Below are 20,141 nucleotides of genomic sequence, written 5' to 3' on the forward strand. Positions count from 1 at the left end.
GAAGCGATTATTGCGAAGTCGGAAGAGGGAAGAAGGGTTGTTTGCACAGCGGGGGTGCCGTCGGGCCGGAGAGAAGGTTTCCGGGATTGCCTGCATTGTGGAGCCAGGCTGACGGCGATGTCACCCACTCTTCCGTCACCAGCCCGGCTGACCGCAGAAGCGATCAGCTGGGCTCTTTCATTCTTTTCAGGAGACTTCAGCATGAACACTATGATTTCCAGCCCGCTCCAGACCCAGCGCCCGGCATCGACCGGGTTCAAAGTCGATATTTCCCGCGGCGAACGCATAGGGCGGGTGTCGTCCGAATGGTTCTCGCGCCCGGACGATGAGCGCTATCTGTCGCTGTTTGATCTTCATCACGCCGTCAGCACCCGAACCGAGCGTGCCCGGGTTCGCACCATCGAGACCGCCGACATTCGTGTCGAGGCGACGCGCGACAATGCCGAGCGCATGTCCCTGATCGTACCCGGGGGGCGTGAACCGCTGGCACCAACGCACTGGAGCTACGGGCAGCTTTGCAGCCTGGTTGGCGCACCTGCGAGTTATATGCGCCAGCTTCCCGCGCCACTCGCCGCCATCAACCTTCAACATGGACTCCTCAGCCACAAGGCCGAAATGGTGAAAACTCTGGAGATGGACGACGGCCGTCTCGAGCTGCGGGCGGTGACCGGTCCTGAATATGGACGCATATGGGATCATGAGCTTGTCGCCGCCGTGATGAAGATCGCGGGCAATGGCACTGGCGATACCATGTGGAAGGTGCCTGGAACCTTGGATTGGGAAACCATGACGCACAATCCTTTCGTGGATGTGACCAGGGACACGACCACGCTTTACGCGTCGGACAGGGACGTCTTCCTGTTTTTGGTGGATGATACGCGCCCCATCGAAGCCGGACGCCTGTCGAACGGCGAACCCGATCTTTATTTTCGTGGCTTTTATTGCTGGAATAGCGAAGTTGGCAGCAAAACCCTTGGGATTGCGAGCTTTTACCTGCGGGCAGTATGTGCCAACAGGAATTTGTGGGGCGTCGAAAATTTCGAGGAAATTACCATCCGCCACTCGAAATTCGCTGCGCAGCGTTTCGCGCACGAGGCCGCTCCAGCGCTGACGACCTTCGCAAGTTCCTCCCCTGCCCCCTTCATCGCCGGCATTCGCGCCGCCCGTGAACGCGTCGTCGCCCGCAATGATGAGGACCGGCAGACCTTCCTGCGCCGCCGGGGTTTCTCCAAGGCTGAAACCGGCAAGATCATCGAAACGGTTTTATCCGAAGAGGGCAGGCCGCCGGAGAGCATTTTTGACTTTGTGCAGGGCATTACCGCACTGGCGCGGGGAAAGTCGCATCAGGATGCCCGGCTCGAACTCGAAGGCAAGGCGAAGAAACTGCTCGAAAGTGCCGCCTGATCACGACAACCCAACACTAATCCGCATCCATCCCTTTCATCGCCCGGCCATCGTGTGCCGGGCTTTTGCCGCTCTGGAGGACCGAAATGTCGAATGAATTTTCTTCCACCGAGGAACGTTCGATGTTCAGCACAGAAGAACTCTCACCCCTGCAGTCGGGCCGCCTGAAGGTTGCGCTGGATCGGCATTATCGCTTCGATGGTGTCGTCAAGACACTACGCTCTCATATCGAGCAACTGGTGGCGTCTGGCCCGCTCGAGCTATCCGAGAGCGACGGCATGATTGACTACTCACGCATCCGGTTCAATCGGATGGGCTCTTGCAGGGAGCAAGTCGCTATATCGCCCGCCTCAAGACGAAGCGCTGTTTCTATGTGAACGGCTGGGTGATACCGATTGTGCCGGCGTCGGATGGCGGCTCGTCCGTGCTCGCATCAATCATGCTGGCCATTTCATTGGCAGCGACCTGATTGCTTGCCGCTTTCAGGTCAATGGCGCCCCAGATTGAGTTTTGTTGGGTAGACTGACGACGCCGGTTCTTGAACTCGACGATAAATGGCTTTTTCTCAGGCTTCATAATGGTTCGGCTGACGGTGGCGGATGGATTTTCCGGTAGCAGGTGCTCTTATTCGCCGCATCCTGTCAATGGTTGAGGCTCGGATTACCGGATCAGGGGAGCCGGGGAATTTCGCCTTCCGCCACGCGCCAGACCCACGGAGTGATCTCAGGTCGTGTCTCGATCATGTCGGCAAGTGCCTGCTCATACGCGTCATCGGCGCCTGGAGGGACGATGAAGATCGCGACCGGTGCCGGCTTCTGTTCCGGCATCGTGACCGACACGATTGGCGCATCCCGCGGCAGGTTAAAACGCAGCCCCTTGACGATCTTTCGCTTCAGGTGGCTGAGTTGCTCCAGCAGCCTGAGCTCGTGAAAGTTCTCGAACGGGAGCCAATGATCGTTGACCACCATCAGCGCGACCTCTTCCACAGAGGCGATGCCCGCGACTGAAATACCGAACGTGGCAATGACGATCAGGTGGAACGCCTCGTTGGAGCGCCACAGTTCGAGCTCGATCTCATAGCGGGCGGCAAGCCGCCGCCACGCTCCGTCCTCAATTATTAAGGGGAAGGGCATGTGCCGCGCAACGATTTTCTGCCCTTCGCGGGCCGGGGAAAACTCCTTCACCTCGGCTACGATCATCATCAATTTCCGTGGCCCCGACCCGATCGTCTGTACCCGCTTGAGTGCAGCTGCTCGCCGGGCGGTAATGCCATCCTTGTCCTCCGGCTGAAAGACCTCCGGCACGTAGAGCATATCACTCAGGGAACCGCCCCTCGCCGACATCTGTGAAGCGGCGTTGACAAGGCTCGCACGGACCCGACCCCAGCCACGCCGGCCAACCCAGGCAGAGCGCCACTCGGTCAACTCGCCCGCTTCCCAGAGATAGTGGAGCATCGCCTTCAACGACAGTTTCCGCGGCTCGCTGCGGATACCCGATTCGGACGCTTCCGTCGGCGTCGTGGGTGCAGCCCGCGGACTGCGCTTCGTCAGCGAGAAGTCCAGCTTCAGTTCAGCTCGACCGCTGGCGTCGATCTGGATCGCATTGCCGATCAACGGGCCAAGGCCGGAAAGCTCGTAGGGAGGTTCGTAGGATGGGCAGATCGGATCATGCCTGCGCCCCGATAGAGGCATCCGCTTGACAAGATACTGGTCCTCGACGCGGGCGATGTACATCGGTGAGGAAGGGTCCTTGCACAAGCACATTGGACGCAGCCGCTGTTCGTAGGCCTGAGCGAGAACTTCCTGCAGTTCAGGGTCAGCTTCTTCGATCAAGCGATTGCCGATTGCGAACTCTCGCATCCATGTTCTCCTTCTCCAGCATCGAGCTTATACCGCCAATAGGTATTTTACTAACGAAAACTAGTCAGTAAGGAGTGGGATTACGTTTGCAACCTTCGTGTCAGGACTAAAATGCCGAAATCGCTGCGGCCGCAAGGGACAGGCAGTAGAACACGGGAAAAGAGGGGAGTTGGGTTGGTGAAGGCGTGGCCCGGTCGAGATGGGAGAAAGCGCATTTCGACTCGGGTTGTCGTCAGCGCGTTCCGGCCTGAACGGCCGACTAGCCGCATCCACGACCCCTCTGCCCGGTAATTGCCGGGCATTTCCGTTTCAGGAGAGCAACATGACCATTCCTGTACTCGATTTTTGCCAACCAGCCGCAGCTCCGGTCTTTCTGAATTTCCGCTCTGAGGCTGTTCGGCCTGTCTGCTTCGCGATTGTCTACTGGGACGGCCCCGGCGATACGCTCTACGCTTTTGGGGATCGCCGCGACGCCGTCGCCAGCCGTGATATGTTGCTTGAACGGCTCGGCAGCATACCCGCCATTCCAACGGCGCTCGACCAGATCGTCCAGAAATTCGGCAGCAGCCAGGTCGCCGAAATCACAGGCCGCACGCGCCGCATCATCCGGCGCGAGGATGGCGACACGATCGACCGCTTCGCCGTCGAAAGCCGACCGGGCAGCGCCAATATCGACGAGACTCGCGCCTTCATGGACGATGAGAAGCCGATCCTGATCTTCTCTGAAGCGGGCGGTACTGGACGATCCTACCATGCCGATCTCGGCGTGAAGAACCAACGTCTGCGTCTCCACAATCTCCTCGAAGCCGGTTGGCGCGCGGACGTGGCAATCCAGGGGCTCGGCCGCAGCCATCGCACCAACCAGGCGCAGCAGCCGCGCTTCCGCATGGTTGCCACCAATGTGAAGGCCGAACGAAGGTTTTTGTCGACGATCGCCAGGCGCCTCGATACGCTCGGCGCGATCACGCGCGGGCAGCGCCAGACCGGCGGTCAGGGCATGTTCCGCAGCGAAGACAATCTCGAATCCCAATATGCCCGCGATGCGCTCAGGCAGTTTTACAAGTTGGTTCATGCCGGTGGCATCGACGGCTGTTCGCTGGAAAAATTCGAGGCGATCACCGGTCTGTCGCTGACCGCGCAAGAGGGTGGCCTCAAGGACGAATTGCCACCGATCCATACGTTTCTGAACCGAATGCTTGCGCTCACCATCGCCATGCAGAATCTCCTGTTCGACGCGTTCGAGCAATTGCTGGCCGCGCGCATCGAGGGCGCGATCGCCACCGGTGTCTATGACAAGGGGCTGGAGACCCTGACCGCGGACCGAATGACGGTGAAGAACCGGCAGCTGATCTACACCCATCCGGTCACTGGGGCGCAGTCGCATCTATTGACCATCGAGCGCATGGATCGTAACAGGCCGATGTTGCTCGCCGATGCTTTGAGCCTCGCCGCCCGCGATCCGCACGCTGTGCTGATGATCAACGGCAAGTCCGGCCGCCCGGCGGTGCAGGTTCCGACCCGCTCGGTTATGCTCGACGACGGTTCGATCCAACCGCGCGTCGCACTGATCCGGCCAATGGCCGAGATCCGCTTCGAAATGCGCCAGCTGGAAGAAACGAACTGGGAAGCGGCGGGCGAACAAGACTTTTCGGCCGCATGGGAGACGGAAGTCGCCAACCTTGCCGAATTCTCGGTGTCGACCATGCACGTGGTTTCGGGCCTCCTGCTGCCTATCTGGAAATTGCTGCCGCAGGACTATTGCCGGGTCTATCGCCTGCAGACCGACGAGGGCGAGCGTATCGTCGGACGTCTGGTCTCGCCGGATGGATTAACGCGGCTTTGCCGCAACTTCGGGCTCGACAAGACGGAGGTCGTCATCGACGCTGATGTCTGGCAGTCGCTGCTCGCAGGCTCCTCGGTGGTCGCACTTGCCGGCAACATGACGCTCAGGCGTGTCCGGGTGATGAACGACTATCGCGTTGAGCTCAACGGTTTCACCGACGGCATGCGTGACAGGCTCCGGTCCTTCGGCCTGTTCTCCGAGATGATCGCCTGGAAGGTCAGGTTCTTCATTCCGACCTCGGAGGAGGGGCCGGCAATCCTCGCTCGTCTCATCGAACAGCATCGCATCATCGACGTCGCTGGCCGGGGATAACCAAAATGTTGTCCGCGTCCGATCTTGCGGACCGTCTCGCACAGGATGCCGAGGCGGTCTGCCGTCATTATCTCTCCGCCGGCCGAAGGGCCGGCAATTACTGGATCGCTGGCGATGTCGCCAACAGCAAAGGAAAATCGCTCTATGTCCATCTCTCCGGTCCACGCAAGGGCAAGTGGGCGGATGCGGCGACGGCTCACTATGGTGACCTGCTCGATCTCGTGCGGGAAACCTGCGGACTGGTCGATTTCCGCGATGTGGCCGAGGAGGCGCGGCGATTTCTGAACGAGCCCCGTCCCAGTCGCGTGTTGTCCCAAAGGGCCGGCGCTTCTGCCGATCCTCCGATCAACAGACCTGCAAATGAACGGGCCCAACGCCTGTTCCGCATGACGCAGCCGATTGCCGGCACGCTGGCTGAAAGCTATCTGCGCCAGCGCGGCATCATGCAGGCGGCACAGCATCCCGCGCTCAGATTTCATCCATCGTGCTACTATCGCGATCTCGCGACCGGCAGAACCAGCAGCTATCCGGCGTTGATCGCTGCCGTGACCGATCGCTTCGGAACCATCACCGGCGTGCATCGCACCTATCTCGAGCGCTCCGGACTGGATCCGAGCAGCATTGGGAAGGCACAGGTGGATACGCCCCGGCGCGCTCTTGGAGGTCTGCTCGGCAATGCCGTGCGTTTCCGCTTTCCTGTCTTTGGCCCTGTACCCGTCACGACCGTCGGCGAAGGTCTTGAAAGCATCCTGTCGCTCGTCGCTGTGATGCCAGCAATGCCGATGGTCTCGGCATTGACTGCCGCTCACCTCGCCGCCTTCCGTCCGCCGGATGGATGTGAGCGCCTCTACATTGCCGCCGACGCCGACGCTGCCGGCCGGCACGGCATCGAGGGATTGAGCCGTCGTGCGCAATCGCTCGGCATCCTTTCGCTGGTACTTACCCCACAACTCGGTGACTTCAACGAGGATCTGCGCCAGCTCGGGCCGGACCGGCTGATCGCCAGTCTTCGGGCGCAACTTGTCCCGGAAGATGCTCAGGCTTTTCTGTCAGCGTGATCGGGCCGTGATGGGGAGGCGAGGCGCGATTTTAGCGGCACGGGTTGGTTGGCAGGTGCAATGCTGGTTGCCGCCCGGATGGGCGCGCGCCTGCGGGCCTGCCGAGAGACGACCCTTACCATGCGGCGGGCAGGACTTCAGCGGGTCGGGCAGGTTTCTTCCCCTGACGGACCGCGATGCGGCCCGTCATTCCTCGCGGGGCAAGAAACCCTTCCTCCGCCGCCCGGCGCTTCGCTGGGCCGCGGCGCAGAACGCCGCGGTTCCGGCTTGCCACCGCATGGACAGGGATCGCCGTCAGGCCGCGAGAGGCGCGGCGCAAACCGACGGAGACCATCATGAACCTCTTGCTTGCCAACGACGACGCCTTTGAGCTCCACCAACAATCCTCGCCAACCGGCCGCTTCATCCACGAGATGCAGCTTTACGGCCACCGCCCTTTCCAAGACGAACCGGACCCGCGACCGCTGCCCGAGGAGCCGGTCGTTCGCTCGGCGCTGACAGCGATCTTCGACGCCTTGTTCGAGATGCTCGGCGATACGCGGCTCGAACCCGATCTCGAGGACCTGCTCTGGTCGGTGCCCAACCTCTTCCACCGCGCTGGCGAGCGTATCCAGCGAGAACTTCGTCGCAACGAGGACGCGCAGCGTACCGAACAGGGGGAGCAGGATGGCTCGGAGGTAAAAAGTGTCGAGTTGGAGCGGCATGTCGCCGAAGGCATCACGCTCCTCGAACGCCGCAATGCCTTCGAGTTCATGCGAGACTTCGCAGCCGATCTATTCGAGGCGCAGACCGGATCAGCATGGCGGCCGCGCACCGGCTCCAAGATCAGTCACGCCAACATGACCGCAGCGATGATCGACTCCAGAGACTTCCTCTCCGCGCGCCGGCGTGCCGAGACCGAGGTGTTGATCCCGGCAGGCACCAAGATCGCCTTTGGCGGCGGTATGGATTACAATAATCATGAGCAGGTCTGGGCTGCTCTCGACAAAGCCTATTCTAAATATCCAGATTTGGTCTTGATGCATGGTGGCTCGCCCAAGGGAGCCGAACGTATCGCCGCTTGCTGGGCAGAAGCGCGCAAGGTGACGCAGATCGCCTTCAAGCCCGACTGGACGAAACACGCCAAGGCGGCACCGTTCCGCCGCAACGATGCCATGCTATCGGTGATGCCGACAGGTGTCATAGTCTTTCCTGGTTCCGGGATCACCGGGAATCTTGCCGACAAGGCCCGTCGGTTCGGGATCCCGGTCTGGCAGTTCTCAGGAGACGGCGCATGAGCGCCGTTTTCTTGCAAATCTGGCAAGTCGGGAGATCATCTCACTCATGCAGGATGGCGACAATAGATGCAAATGATCGCCACATCCTGCACGAGTGCGGGGGGAGAGGCCGCAGTCCGGGAACGATTTGTTTAACGCGTCCAGTCTTCCACGCGCAGGCCCTCGACGCGCGCAAACTCGCCGGTATTGTTGGTAACGACCACGAGATCCCGCGCCTTTGCCTGACCGGCGATAAGTGCGTCATAGGGACCGATGGGCGTCCCCTTGGCGGCAAGGGCCGCCCGTATATCTCCAGCGACGTACGCATCCCTCTGGTCGAAATCGAGGACTGGAAAATCGGCGAGCAGTAAGCGCAACGTCTCGAGATTATGCTCGATCTTTGCACTTTTGTGAGCGCCAAAATAAAGCTCATGAACGACAATTGAAGAAAGGCCGATCGTCCCCGGAACGCTGCCGAGAACACGACTGACCAGAGTATCTGATCGCCGACCGATCAAGGTGATTACAGCATTGGTGTCGAGAAGATGGGAAATCACGAAAACACCGCATCAAGCTCCGGCCGGTCCTGCTGATCGGGCTGTTTGCGGCCATCCGCCATGAAATCGTCGCTGACCCCGCGGGTGAGTGCAGCCCTCAGCGATGCCCATGCCTCCTTGGTCTCGACATGTGGGCGAAGGATGAGCGCATCGCCTTCCTGCGTGATCTCCACGCGCTCGACATTGAAGCGGAACTCTTTCGGCAGGCGAACGGCTTGTGAATTGCCTGCCTGAAAAACACGGGCGAGATGGGGCATGGCCGCTCCTCCTTTTGTATACACAGAAATGTATATACGCTCTTGCCGTTTCTGTTTCAAGATATGATTCATGACCCCGTGCATTCGATGCCGCCCTACACATCGGCTTGGCTGGCACCGGCGAAGCCAGCCCGATCGCTCAGCTATCGGTTGCCTGTTCGCGGGCTTGTGCTCCGGATGGCTTCATGCTGCCTGGCGGGACGGACGTTGACCGGGGCGACATTGCTGAAGACCACATATCGGACACGGGTATTTCCAGCTTCACCAGAATTGCAGCACGACCGTCAATGGGCAGGACGGTCATCACGTCAATCATCGTCGACCGTGAAGGGATGGCGGCGAAGGTGCACGCGCAAGCCTGTGCCCGGTTCCGCTCAATGGTGGATCGGGCAGGCATGATGGTTTCGCTCCCCTCGATTGCCCCGAACCATTCCCGTTGTATGTCGCTCGTATAGACGACCGCCTGCTTTTGCGGTCAACCCCTGACGGGGTAAGACCCGCCCGAAAATTTTGCAAAATTCGATTTCGGTTCCCTTGCCTTGACGGGAAATAGAATTTTGCAAAATTTTCAGCCGAGCTGACCGCAGCAAGTCGGCCGTCTCTTCGTGCGCCATCGGGAATGGTCCCGAGCAACCGAAGGAGACACTACCATGGCCACCACGATCGCAACCTTGATGCAGAAGACCGACGGCAGCCTCGAAGGCATTTTCGCCACCATCCGGGTCAACGCGCCGATCGCAATCGTCCCGAACGCGAGCAAGTCAAGCGACGAAGCCCCCGACTACCGCGTCATCCATCGTAGGACCGGCTTCGAGATCGGCGCGGGATGGAACCGCGTCGCCCGCCAGACCGGAGAGGAATACCTCTCGGTGAAGCTTGAGGCTCCCGAAATCGGTGTGATCTTCGGCAACGTCGCCCCAGCTCCCGGCGGGGATCCGGCAAAGAAGGTGATCCTCTGGAACAACCCGAACTGAGCGGCAGGTAGCCGGCTTCGAGCGATCGGGGCCGGCTCCGGCATTTTGCACTGATTGATCCGTGTGAACATGGGAGTGAAAGCGGGCATCGAGCCCGCTGTCACTCCTTCCGGGTGCCAAACGGAACCAAACTTTGTCTGCTCAGTCCGTCCAAGTGTGCCAAGCCAGCCCGAATGCCTCAAGGACGAGCGGTTCCCCCAATTTTGCCGCCGACCGCTTGCGCGCCCGCCAACAAAATCGGCTCCCCCACTCGCCGCCTCCGGCGGTCGCGTTCCGCGCTCCTTGACCCCTCCGGCCTGCCATGACTGCGGGCGGCGTCTTTCACAAACATCAAGGAGACAATCAATGTCGATCGATCAGCACATCGAGGAACTACGCGCCGAGCTGCGGAACGCAGTCTATCGCAACGAGCGCCGCTGGATCGAGAAGGAACTGGCGAAGGCGCTGGCGGAGCGCGAAGCGCTCTGGGCCGAGCAGGCGGCTTTCCTCAAGAACGAACCGCCCTATTGAGGGCGGTTTCACGTCTCGGGCGTGCTGTGCGGCCTCAGCCGTTGAGCGCGTCCTTCACCGCTTTCGCCGGCGTAAAAGTCAGCTTCTTCGACGTCGCGATCTTGATTGTTTCTCCCGTCGCCGGATTGCGGCCTTCGCGTGCCGGCGTCTCTTTCACCTTGAATTTGCCGAAGCCTGGCACATTCGTCTCGGCGCCGGTCTTCGCCGCTTCGGCGATCTGCCGGAACACGCTGTCCACAATGGCCTTCGCTTGAGCCTTGGTCAGGCTCTGCTCGGTGGCGATGTTGTCCGCGATCGCGGTTGCTGTCGTCATAGAAAGTATCCTCCCAGGATAAGGTCTGATCAGTATGACAATCGGTGTGCCGCGATGATAGGGACAGATACTGCTGCGGCGCGGTCAATCCACTGGAATTTGCCGGTTTTACTGGAGGTCGCTTTCAGGCGACCTCGACGCCGCGCTAAACTCTCGGCTCTGTTTCCATGCATGCACAACACAAGGGACGCAACGCCAACGCTTGCAATGTACTTTTGCCGTAGATAGACTCGTGCAAATAAGCGAGTAAATCGCGCCGGCAAAGTCAGGTGAACGTTTGCCTGCGGCACATAGCAGGAGATCAAGTTGGTAACTGCCAAACCTCGCTCAACCAATCCGGCTTCAGTTGACGCGTCCAGAAACGCTTTTTGGCGCCTCCTTCTGTTTGTGGCGAGGCTGCCATTTGCCATTCTCGGTGTTTTCGCCCGTTCGATATTCTACAGCGCGTGGTATTTGGCCTTTTATCTCTTGTGCATGTTGCGGCCGTTCACCGGTATGTTGGTATTGGCCGCACTGGTCATGCTGCCGATGTCGATCGTCGTTTTTGCCCATCCCGATGCTGCTCACGGCATGCCGTTCTGGGCGTTCGGCCTGATGGGACTTGTCTTGGTCGCCTTTGCGCTCGGCTACACGCTTTTTGTCGACTGGATCACGCCACCGGGGGCCGAAGATCCGTTCGAACGTTATCGTCGCTCCGATCGTTAGCGGGAATGACGGTAATCAAGACGCCTGTGTTCACAGCAAATCACAGATCAAAAATGTGGCTTCACGAACCGATTGGCGCTTGCTGCGGCATCCATATCCTTCCGTCGGAAGTAGATCGCCCTGCCGCAGCGGATCGGACTGTGTCCTTGCACGATTATAATCTGCTCGTCTTTCCGCATCGATTGCGTGATTTCGTGTGGCATGATCAAGGGGCGGCGTTGGAAATTGACGTTTTCTGATTTGCGCGATGCGCCGTTCTTCATATCCCAGCCGATGTTGCGGGAACTTCCCTTCACCTCGACTGTCATCTCGCCACATTGGGCCGAGACATTGCGCGCTGTATCAAGCGCTTTGATTGCCGCATAGGACGTGAAGGCGCAGCCATCGATCCATGAGATCGCTCCGTCCTTTCCGAAGTGTCGTTCCAGTTGTCCAACGGATTGGTACATCAGCATCATGGATATGCCGTATTTGCGACCCCGATCGCGTGCTTCTTCCAGAACGCGCATGTAGCCGAGAAGGTCGACCTCATCGAGCATGAAGAGTGCCCGTCGTTTGAAGTGGCCGTCGGCCTGTATCATGGCGTTGATCAGCGCCCCGATGATCACTCGACCTATGCCCGGATAGGAGCGCAGGATTGACGCTGGGATGTTAAGAAACACATCCTTCTTGCCAGTGACGATGTCGCTCGGTTTGAAGGTATTACCGCAGACAAGTGCTGCATAATTGTCGAGCGAGAGCCATTGCGTGTCCTTCGAAGCGGTCGAATAAACTCCGGAGAATGTCTGCTCGGTCATGTTGGTAAAGACCCCCAAGGTTTCCCGGATGAACGCCGAACCCGAATTCTCCTGAATGTCGCGCAGCATGGCGAGCACCGATGGCTCAGGTTCGGAAACGATCTGTCTCAGGCTGCGCAGATTTCGCCGACCTTCATATTCTGACGATAGCATCACATGTGCGAGCAGTCCTGTCAGGAGATTATGCGCCTGGCTTTGAAAGTAGGAGCCGGTCGAACTTTCGAAGCGTGCTGTGTCCGACAGGAGCATGTAGGCAACGCCGACGATGTCTTCTTCTCGTTTGCTTGAGGTTTCGATCCCGTCAAGTACGTTGAAGCCGATGAGTGGGTTTGTCGGATCGAGCACCATGACCTCCCGGTCGAGCTTGGCTGTGCGATGCTCTACGACCATTGGCGCAACCTCGGTTGAGGGGTCGAGGCAGATCAGCGGTCCGGTATAGCGTAACGCCGTCGGCACGACATTGCTGGTGGTTTTGTAACCTCCCGATCCGGCAAAGAAGAGCATATGCGTGGAATCGAAATCCTGCCGATAGGTGAGGAGAGGTGCTTTGCCGCCTTGTCCCCAAGTGGCACGATCATCTGGATCGAAGGGCAACTCGTGTACGATTTCCTTGTCTACGCGGTAACGCTCCCCGACAACGATCTCGCCATCAGATGGGAAGAGTGTCCCCGCAGCCGACATCGATAGCCAGTCGGCGTCGCCGAAGGCTGCGCGTCGGGCACGCTTGACCTGTCCGGGAACGACAGTGGCGATGCGTGCCGATGCAGCGACTGCCATGAAGCCACACAACGCACCGACCACGACAACCATATCGAGATAGGAAAGTGCGGTGTCCCAGCTGACAAGACCGCGATCAACAGATGGAGCCAGACGCGCGTATTCTCGCAAGGCATAGAAGCCAACGACGCCGAGAAAGCACAGGAGGCTCATCATGGCTAACGGTCGCCGATGATGCATGGGCAAAGACCAGACCGTCAACAGTCCGGCGAGCGGTCCGAGCAGAAGTGCGGGTAACGGAGCGGCGCGCAGAAACCAATATGCTGTTTTGCCCGACATGCCGGTCGCCAATCCTGCCCACCGCCAGCCGATAATATAGACGGTGATTGCCGTGACAACGACCGGTACGAGGACGAGCAACAGGCTCGGGCTCAGTTTTCCCTTCAATGCCATTCGCGCATCTCCCGGTCACGCACGGCCTCAACCTTCTGTACCTGGGACTTGAATGCCTCTTCGCCATTATCGCGTAGCCGCCGATATTCGGGAGAGTTCATTGTCACGCGCGCCAGTTCAAGCAGGCCGCCGAGCAGGAACGCCCGGTCAGCCCTCGACAGTCCTGCCTTGACCACGATGCCACCAAGCAGGAATTGTTCGCGGGCTTCTAGTTTGCGGTCAGCCGTCATTTGAAATCGCCTTCGACGTTCCAGTGCCACGATCCGTTGATCGACGTGCCGGAGCAGTTGAGCTAGAGGTCTTTTTCTTCTCTTTTTGAAATCGTGCGGCGATCTCTTCGAAGATGCGATCGATGTCCTCGTCTGCAATTTCCAACTCCGCTAATCCCGACTTGGTGGCCGCCTTGGCGAAGCGCTCGGCTGATTTAACGATTGCGGCACGTCTGCGTTCACGCAGCTTCTCGATCTGGGCATCGATATCCAGAATTGACGATTTTGCGGCCATCTGCATTTCCCTTTCGGTACAACAAAGTTTCGATTTTTCTTTTAACTATCTCGAACACGGTAGTAAAATAAGTTACCTTGCACAAGTCTTCAGAACGCCGCCGCCGAAATTTTTCGCCTGATTGTCTTCTGGAGAAGCGGAATCTGGCCCGCGGCCCGATCGGTTTGAGGGCGCAATATACGTCGCTAACGCGACATGCTTGAAAGAAGAGGAAACCAGACGTGGCGATTATGTTCGTCAGAGCGCAGGTGATTGGAAGGGGAGCGGGTCGCAGTATCGTCTCGGCTGCGGCCTATCGCCATCGCGCTCGTATGATGGACGAACAGGTCGGTACTTCATTTAGCTATCGCGGTGGCGCGTCCGAACTGGTGCACGAGGAACTGGCGCTTCCGAATGAGATTCCGGCATGGTTGAAGTCAGCTATCAAGGGGAAATCCGTCGCGGAAGCGAGCGAGGTATTTTGGAACGCGGTTGATGCGTCTGAGAAGCGGGCAGACGCACAGCTTGCGCGTGAATTGATCATCGCTTTGCCAGAGGAGCTGACGCGTGCCGAGAATATCGCCGTGGTCCGGGAATTCGTCCGGGACAATTTGACCGCAAAAGGCATGATCGCGGACTGGGTCTATCACGATAAGGATGGCAATCCGCATATCCATCTGATGACGGCACTCAGGCCCCTGACGGCAGAAGGGTTCGGGCCGAAAAAGGTGCCTGTTCTTGGAGAGGATGGTGAGCAGCTGCGCGTCGTTACGCCGGATCGGCCAAACGGCAAGATCGTCTACAGGCTTTGGGCAGGCGACAAGGAGACCATGAAGGCGTGGAAGATTGCCTGGGCGGATACAGCCAATCGGCATCTGGCACTTGCTGGCCACGAGATCCGCCTCGACGGTCGCTCCTATGCCGAGCAAGGCCTTGACGGCATCGCGCAAAAGCACCTCGGGCCAGAAAAGGCGGCGCTCGCGCGTAAGGGGATCGAGATGTTTTTTGCGCCCGGCGACCTTGCGCGTCGTCAGGAAATGGCAGACCGGTTGCTGGCGGAGCCAGAGCTTTTGTTAAAGCAACTCGCTAACGAACGCTCCACATTCGATGAGAAGGATATCGCCAGGGCGCTACATCGTTATGTTGATGATCCCGTCGATTTCGCCAATATCCGGTCACAGCTAATGGCCTCGGATGATCTCGTATTATTGAAGGCGCAGCGGGTCGATACGGAAACGTGCAAGGTAGCAGAGCCTGCCGTTTTCACCACGCGTGAGATTCTTCGCATCGAATATGACATGGCGCAGTCGGCGAATGCTCTGTCCAAGCGTTCGGGCTTCGCTATATCGGAGAAAGCCACCGCTGCTGCAATCCGTCAAATAGAGACACAGGATCCACGAAGGCCCTTCCAGCTTGATCCCGAACAGATTGATGCGGTCCGTTATATCACCGGGGACAATGGCATTGCTGCCGTTGTCGGTCTGGCTGGTGCGGGCAAGTCGACGCTGCTTGCTGCAGCACGCCTGGCCTGGGAAAGCCGAGGTTGTCGCGTAATCGGGGCGGCACTTGCTGGTAAGGCAGCAGAGGGGCTGGAGGAAAGTTCAGGCATCAAGTCCCGAACCCTTGCATCACTGGAAATGGCATGGGCTGGCGGTCGGGACCTGCTTGAAAGCGGCGACGTGCTTGTCATCGATGAAGCTGGCATGATCTCCTCGCAACAGATGGCACGTGTGCTGAAGGTGGCTGAGGATGCCGGCGCGAAGGTCGTTCTGGTTGGTGACGCCATGCAGCTTCAGCCAATACAGGCAGGTGCCGCGTTTCGGGCGATCAGTGACCGTATTGGCTTTGTAGAACTTGCCGGTGTGCGGCGCCAGCGGGACGAATGGGCACGTGAGGCTTCTCGTCTGTTCGCGCACGGCGAGGTGGAAAAAGGTCTCGATACCTATGCGCAGCAGGGGCGCCTCGCCGAGGCAGAAACACGGACCGAAATCATCAATCGTATCGTTGAAGATTGGACCGATGCACGGCGCGACCTGTTGCACAAAGCCGAGAATGAGGAAACCGCGCGGCAGCTTCGCGGTGACGAGTTGCTCGTCTTGGCGCATACCAATGAGGACGTGAAGCGTCTCAATGCATCTCTGCGCCAGGTGATGGCGGAGGAAGGGGCACTGACCGGCGCGTGCGAATTCCAGACGGAGCGGGGGGCACGTGAATTTGCTGTCAGCGATCGGATTATTTTCCTGGAGAACGCCCGTTTTGTTGAACAACGTGCGCGCCATTTCGGTCCGCAATATGTGAAGAACGGAATGCTCGGTACGGTCATATCAACCGGCGATAAGCGGGGTGGAACGTTGTTAAGAGTTCGTCTCGATAATGGCCGAGAGGTCGTGATCAGCGAGGACAGCTATCGCAATATCGATCATGGTTACGCCGCCACAATTCATAAATCTCAAGGGGTCACCGTGGACAGGACCTTTGTGCTTGCCACAGGCATGATGGATCAGCATTTGACGTATGTCTCGATGACCCGTCACCGCGATCGCGCCGATCTATATGCAGCACGCGAGGATTTTGAACCGAAACGGGAGTGGGGACGAAAGCCACGTGTCGATCATGCCATTGGCGTTGCTGGCGAACTGGTGGAGACCGGCGAGGCGAAATTCCGGCCTGAGGATGAAGACGCCAAGGAAAGCCCTTATGCCGATGTGAAAACCGATGACGGTGCTGTTCACCGCCTTTGGGGCGTCAGCCTTCCAAAAGCATTGGAAGAGAGCGGTGTCCGCAAGGGCGATACTGTCACTTTGCGCAAAGATGGTGTTGAACAGGTTAAGGTGGAAGTGACCGTCATCGACGAGCAGACTGGTGAAAAACGGACCGAGGAGCGGGAGGTTGAGCGAAACGTCTGGGTGGCGGGATTGCAGGAAACGGCCCATGCGCGCGAGCAGCGCCTTGAGCGCGAGAACCATCGGCCAGAGTTATTCACGCAACTGGTGGAGCGATTGTCAAGGTCAGGCGCCAAGACAACAACTCTCGATTTCGAGAGTGAAGAAGGTTACCGGGTGCATGCGCAAGATTTTGCCAGGCGGCGTGGCATCGACACACTCGCCGGGATCGCGGCTGAAATACAGGAAAGCGTTTCGGGACGACTGACGTGGATTGGGAAAAAGCGAACGCAGGTCGCAAAGCTCTGGGAGCGAGCGAGCGTTGCGCTCGGTTTTACAATCGAACGTGAGCGTGGCACGACGTATAACGAGGCTGGCGATAAAACCTACGCAGTGGAAATCGCCACAGCCGGAAGATATCTGATTGCGCCCACCACGATGTTTAAACGCAGTATCACAGAAGACGCCCGTCGTGGCCAGCTTCGCTCGGATCGCTGGAAGGAACAGAACGAAATTCTCCAACCGGTGCTGGAGAAGATCTATCGTGATGCAGACGGTGCGCTCGCCAGACTGAACGTACTCGCTTCCAAATCACGGATCGATCCGCGCCAGCTTGCAGATGATCTCCTGGCCCGGCCGCAGCGCCTCGGCCGTCTGCATGGTTCGGTTCGGTTTGTCGACGGGCGGGCTGCGCGTAATGCACAGAATGCAGCACGGGCTGTTTTGTCAGAAATTGCGCCACTGGCGCGCGCCCATGCAACGCAATTCCGTCGCCAGGCTGAACGTTTTGTTATCCGCGAGCAGCAACGGCGTGCACATATGTCTCTGTCGATCCCGATGCTGTCGAAGCAGGCGATGGCGCGTCTTGTCGAAATCGAGAATATCCGCGAACAGGGTGGGGCCGATGCTTATAAGACCGCTTTCGGCTACGCCGTGGAGGATCACCAACTGGTTCAGGAGGTAAAAGGCCTTAATGATGCCTTGACGGCTCGGTTTGGCTGGAGTGCCTTTACCACGAAGGCCGACGCGGTTGCCGAGCGTCACGTGACCGAACGCATGTCGGTGAATATCGCACCAGAGCACCGCGAAAAACTCGTGCGTCTGTTCAACGTGGTCAGGCGTTTTTCTGAAGAACAGTATCTGGCCGAGAAACAGGATCGTTCAAAGACCGTTGCCGGTGCGAGCATCCAAAATCATAAGGAGATCACGCCGATGCTACCGATGCTTGCTGCCGTGACGGAGTTCAAAACATCTGTGGACGAGGAAGCGCGAAGGCGTGCGATCGATGTCGCACTTTATCGGCATCATCGCGCGGCACTCACCGAGACAGCGACACTTATCTGGCGGGATCCTGCGGGGGCAGTAACAAAGGTCGAAGAACTTGTCATGAAGGGGTTTGCGGGTGAGCGAATTGCTGCAGCGCTTAGCAACGATCCATCGGCCTATGGTGCATTGCGTGGCTCCGATCGCTTGATGGACAGGCTACTTGCTACCGGACGTGAACGGAAAGAAGCGGTTCAGGCTGTGCTGGAAGTGGCGAGCCGGGTGCGTTCACTTGGTGCGTCGTGGGCATCTGCCCTGGACGCGGAGACGCAAGCGGTCATCGAAGAGCGGCGGAGCATGACAGTTGCCATTCCCGGCCTGTCACAAGCGGCCGAAGACGCGCTCTCGCAATTGGTTAATAAGCAGAACGAGCGAAGGGAGTGGGGTAACAAGCGCGAGGTTAGTGTAAATTCGCTCGAGCCACGCATAGCCCGGGAGTTTGCTGCTGTCAGTCGGGCTCTTGATGAGCGTTTCGGTCGAAGTGCAATTTTGCGAGGTGAAAACGACGTAACCAACCGTGTCTCACCGGCACAACACCAAGCCTTCGCGGCGATGCGACTGCGGTTGCAGATAATACAGAAGACGGTGCGGGCAGAAAGCAGCCAGGAGATTGTTGCTGAACACCAGCAACGTCGCATCGATCGCGGACGAGGTGTCGTCCGATAGGTGCTTGAGAAAACCGAAAGGAAGTCCAACATGGTCAGCCTTCTTGCCAAAGAAGCCCGTCATGTTCTGCGGCTCCCGTCTGATGTTCAATGGCGGAGTACCGCCCGTTCGTATCTTCTACACCAACCGCTGGCACCCTCCCGCCAAACGCGTTCGTTCAACGGCCCCATGTCGGCCATAGAAGAACCGTAGATTGACGGTTCATGACTGTCTAACTCGAAGAGGGATGTGCATTTATTGGGCCTCACTCCTCTTCGCCAGGTGAACGGCACATAGTTTCTCGACCTCGGCGATGAGGAGGTTCGTTTGTTTCAAAAGCCAGCGGAGTGCTTCTTCAGGAATGTCGAAATGCGGAGAATAGCGCGCCTTCACATAGGCCTCGTTGACGATATTGAACCATGCCTTGTAGCGCTGTTGATCTTGCGGCCACGCCTTGGCCAGTTCATTGTGTTGCCCTTCTGCAAGCCGGCGCAAGAATTTTAGGTTGTGTGAAGACGGCGAGTAGTTTGTCGTTACCAATAGGAAGGTGGAATAAGCCTGTTCTATCGCTTGATGGAGCAGGAAAGCAGCCTCTTTGAAAATTCCCTTCTCGACGCAAAAATTCGCAGTCAATACAAAATTGCGTGCATGCGGTAGCCGGTCGTCAAAATATTCCTTCGCGATACGATAGGCATCTTCCGGATTGAGAATCCCGGGCTGGGCGAGCGACTCGGGGTCGAGTTCGTAGAGGACGATGCCTTCTTTGCGAATGTCAGTGAAGAAATATCGTCCTTCCTTAATTCGCGTGTTCACCTCGCGAAGCGAATGGACGATGAAGTTTACCGGTGTCTGCACGTCCCGCAGGCGCATAAGCCGGTCTTCGGTTTTGCGCCAGAACTCAAAGTCCGCCAGTTTCCGGTTGTTGACGATAATCAGCAGATCAAAATCAGAGCGGTAACCTTTGCCAGTATGCGGCTCATCCACCTGTGTGCCGCGCGCATAAGATCCAAACAGAATTACCTTGACGATACGACCCCGCTTCTTGAATTCCGCCGCCCCCTCCTTGAGTGCATCCTCGAATTCCTCGAATATTATTTCCAGCACGCGTTGCAACTCACGCTGTTTTACGTGAGGCAGGTGATCGATACGGTCTTTCATCAGCACGGGTGCACCTGTGGGTCAAAAGAAAGGGCGACGAACTATTTCGTGTGTCGGCTTAAATTGCAAAATTCAACGACGCCGATCAACAAAGCCTTTGCAAAGATCATGCGGTTTTATTCCTATATGGTGCCGTAACAGATTTAAAATTACGAGATGGCAACTGCCTCGGCCTTTATGTCCAGCGCATATTCCCCTTTGTTGTTGCGTTCCTGAAAATATCTTGAATTTCATCTAAACCCTATATCCAATTATTGCCACAACTATTTGATTCTGTTACAAGACAGTGCATATTTGAGCAACACATGCCAGGGACGACGATACAGCGTCTGCTGTTAAAAAATCCGCCATGCGGTCTCTCTAACGTCCGGCTCCAATCTATTTTCCCCTCCGCCGGACGCAGGAGGAATGGTTGTGTTGCAAATTTCGAATGTAAAAGCTGCCCGCGAACTTTTGCAGCAGGACGCTATCCGTCATGGCACGGAAGACAGTCTGGTCGTTGATGCCACGAGGCGAATCTATGCGGATACAGCGCCGACAGCTGCCGCGCTTTTTGCACTCGACGCCTGGTTCGAAAATGATCAACGTAATTTTCAGTTCTGGACGCGGATTTTTCGGCGCCTCATGAATTGAAA

20 protein-coding genes and 1 pseudogene are annotated in these 20,141 nt (G+C 58.1%); 11 read left to right on the forward strand and 10 right to left on the reverse strand.

Features of this window, described 5'->3' with window-relative positions; translation table 11 throughout:
• The first annotated feature begins 201 nt into the window (after positions 1-201).
• A complete protein-coding gene (locus tag FHW03_RS19340) occupies positions 202-1,404 on the forward strand; it encodes a DUF932 domain-containing protein (RefSeq protein ID WP_182522104.1) in 1,203 nt (400 codons plus the stop codon).
• Positions 1,405-1,490: 86 nt separating this feature from the next.
• Positions 1,491-1,781, forward strand: a complete 291-nt coding sequence (locus FHW03_RS19345; protein WP_377515245.1) for a hypothetical protein — start codon at positions 1,491-1,493, stop codon at positions 1,779-1,781.
• Here the strand turns inward: FHW03_RS19345 and FHW03_RS19350 are convergent.
• Both FHW03_RS19350 and FHW03_RS19355 read right to left on the reverse strand, forming a co-directional pair.
• The gene (locus FHW03_RS19350; RefSeq protein WP_182522180.1) at positions 1,774-1,980 is read right to left on the reverse strand and encodes a hypothetical protein; all 207 of its coding nucleotides are present in this window, start codon (positions 1,978-1,980) and stop codon (positions 1,774-1,776) included. The two genes, FHW03_RS19345 and FHW03_RS19350, sit on opposite strands and share 8 nt — an antisense overlap.
• Before the next feature lie 92 nt (positions 1,981-2,072).
• Positions 2,073-3,263, reverse strand: coding sequence for a DUF1173 domain-containing protein (locus FHW03_RS19355; RefSeq protein WP_182522105.1), 1,191 nt, complete (start codon positions 3,261-3,263; stop codon positions 2,073-2,075).
• Between the two features lie 466 nt (positions 3,264-3,729).
• Here FHW03_RS19355 and FHW03_RS19360 point away from each other — a divergent pair.
• Together FHW03_RS19360 and FHW03_RS19365 are read left to right on the forward strand one after the other, a co-directional pair.
• A pseudogene (locus FHW03_RS19360) lies at positions 3,730-5,418 on the forward strand (strawberry notch C-terminal domain-containing protein); the annotation flags it as partial.
• A gap of 5 nt (positions 5,419-5,423) precedes the next feature.
• Positions 5,424-6,476, forward strand: coding sequence for a toprim domain-containing protein (locus FHW03_RS19365; protein WP_182522106.1), 1,053 nt, complete (start codon positions 5,424-5,426; stop codon positions 6,474-6,476).
• 115 nt (positions 6,477-6,591) lie between these two features.
• On the opposite strand, the gene FHW03_RS19370 is transcribed toward FHW03_RS19365, so the two are convergent.
• Entirely contained in the window at positions 6,592-6,831 is a 240-nt protein-coding gene (locus FHW03_RS19370) for a hypothetical protein (protein ID WP_182522181.1), read from the reverse strand.
• Between FHW03_RS19370 and FHW03_RS19375 the strand changes: the two genes are divergently transcribed.
• On the forward strand, positions 6,812-7,753 hold the full coding sequence (locus FHW03_RS19375; protein WP_182522107.1) for a DUF2493 domain-containing protein: 942 nt from the start codon (positions 6,812-6,814) through the stop codon (positions 7,751-7,753). The genes FHW03_RS19370 and FHW03_RS19375 overlap by 20 nt on opposite strands.
• Positions 7,754-7,884: 131 nt before the next feature.
• On the opposite strand, the gene FHW03_RS19380 is transcribed toward FHW03_RS19375, so the two are convergent.
• Positions 7,885-8,289: a type II toxin-antitoxin system VapC family toxin gene (locus FHW03_RS19380; protein ID WP_182522108.1), complete on the reverse strand. Its 405-nt coding sequence runs from the start codon at positions 8,287-8,289 to the stop codon at positions 7,885-7,887.
• Entirely contained in the window at positions 8,286-8,546 is a 261-nt protein-coding gene (locus FHW03_RS19385; RefSeq protein ID WP_182522109.1) for a type II toxin-antitoxin system VapB family antitoxin, read from the reverse strand. Before FHW03_RS19385 ends, FHW03_RS19380 begins: the two co-directional genes overlap by 4 nt.
• A 185-nt stretch (positions 8,547-8,731) precedes the next feature.
• Here FHW03_RS19385 and FHW03_RS19390 point away from each other — a divergent pair, with 185 nt between their 5' ends.
• The 3 genes from FHW03_RS19390 to FHW03_RS19400 all read left to right on the forward strand — a co-directional run bounded on the left by FHW03_RS19390 (position 8,732) and on the right by FHW03_RS19400 (position 10,030).
• Entirely contained in the window at positions 8,732-9,001 is a 270-nt protein-coding gene (locus FHW03_RS19390) for a hypothetical protein (RefSeq protein WP_182522110.1), read from the forward strand.
• 195 nt (positions 9,002-9,196) lie between these two features.
• The gene (locus FHW03_RS19395) at positions 9,197-9,520 is read left to right on the forward strand and encodes a DUF736 family protein (protein ID WP_182522111.1); all 324 of its coding nucleotides are present in this window, start codon (positions 9,197-9,199) and stop codon (positions 9,518-9,520) included.
• A 345-nt stretch (positions 9,521-9,865) separates the two neighbouring features.
• Complete coding sequence (locus tag FHW03_RS19400; protein WP_182522112.1) at positions 9,866-10,030, forward strand: hypothetical protein; 165 nt, start codon at positions 9,866-9,868, stop codon at positions 10,028-10,030.
• 34 nt (positions 10,031-10,064) lie between these two features.
• On the opposite strand, the gene FHW03_RS19405 is transcribed toward FHW03_RS19400, so the two are convergent.
• Positions 10,065-10,343 carry an HU family DNA-binding protein gene (locus FHW03_RS19405; protein ID WP_182522113.1) on the reverse strand — a complete coding sequence of 93 codons (279 nt, stop codon included), beginning with the start codon at positions 10,341-10,343 and terminating at the stop codon, positions 10,065-10,067.
• Between the two features lie 306 nt (positions 10,344-10,649).
• Between FHW03_RS19405 and FHW03_RS19410 the strand changes: the two genes are divergently transcribed.
• On the forward strand, positions 10,650-11,048 hold the full coding sequence (locus FHW03_RS19410; RefSeq protein WP_182522114.1) for a hypothetical protein: 399 nt from the start codon (positions 10,650-10,652) through the stop codon (positions 11,046-11,048).
• A gap of 47 nt (positions 11,049-11,095) precedes the next feature.
• Here FHW03_RS19410 and traG read toward each other — a convergent pair whose 3' ends face one another.
• The 3 genes from traG to FHW03_RS19425 are packed head-to-tail and all read right to left on the reverse strand — an operon-like array spanning position 11,096 to position 13,519.
• Complete coding sequence (gene traG, locus FHW03_RS19415; protein ID WP_182522115.1) at positions 11,096-13,015, reverse strand: Ti-type conjugative transfer system protein TraG; 1,920 nt, start codon at positions 13,013-13,015, stop codon at positions 11,096-11,098.
• A complete protein-coding gene (locus tag FHW03_RS19420) occupies positions 13,006-13,245 on the reverse strand; it encodes a conjugal transfer protein TraD (RefSeq protein WP_182522116.1) in 240 nt (79 codons plus the stop codon). The genes traG and FHW03_RS19420 overlap by 10 nt, the downstream gene beginning before the upstream one ends.
• Entirely contained in the window at positions 13,235-13,519 is a 285-nt protein-coding gene (locus tag FHW03_RS19425) for a TraC family protein (RefSeq protein WP_182522117.1), read from the reverse strand. The genes FHW03_RS19420 and FHW03_RS19425 overlap by 11 nt, the downstream gene beginning before the upstream one ends.
• Before the next feature lie 221 nt (positions 13,520-13,740).
• Here FHW03_RS19425 and traA point away from each other — a divergent pair, with 221 nt between their 5' ends.
• Positions 13,741-18,369: a Ti-type conjugative transfer relaxase TraA gene (gene traA, locus FHW03_RS19430; protein WP_182522118.1), complete on the forward strand. Its 4,629-nt coding sequence runs from the start codon at positions 13,741-13,743 to the stop codon at positions 18,367-18,369.
• 234 nt (positions 18,370-18,603) lie between these two features.
• Here the strand turns inward: traA and FHW03_RS19435 are convergent, their stop codons facing one another.
• Positions 18,604-19,506 carry a nucleotidyltransferase and HEPN domain-containing protein gene (locus FHW03_RS19435; protein ID WP_182522119.1) on the reverse strand — a complete coding sequence of 301 codons (903 nt, stop codon included), beginning with the start codon at positions 19,504-19,506 and terminating at the stop codon, positions 18,604-18,606.
• A 408-nt stretch (positions 19,507-19,914) separates the two neighbouring features.
• Between FHW03_RS19435 and FHW03_RS19440 the strand changes: the two genes are divergently transcribed.
• Positions 19,915-20,139 (forward strand): hypothetical protein, encoded by a 225-nt coding sequence (locus FHW03_RS19440; protein WP_182522120.1) that lies wholly within the window; start codon positions 19,915-19,917, stop codon positions 20,137-20,139.
• Positions 20,140-20,141 lie beyond the last annotated feature (2 nt).

The organism is Ochrobactrum sp. RH2CCR150 (assembly GCA_014138095.1).
In the GTDB taxonomy this organism is placed as follows: domain Bacteria; phylum Pseudomonadota; class Alphaproteobacteria; order Rhizobiales; family Rhizobiaceae; genus Brucella; species Brucella gambitense.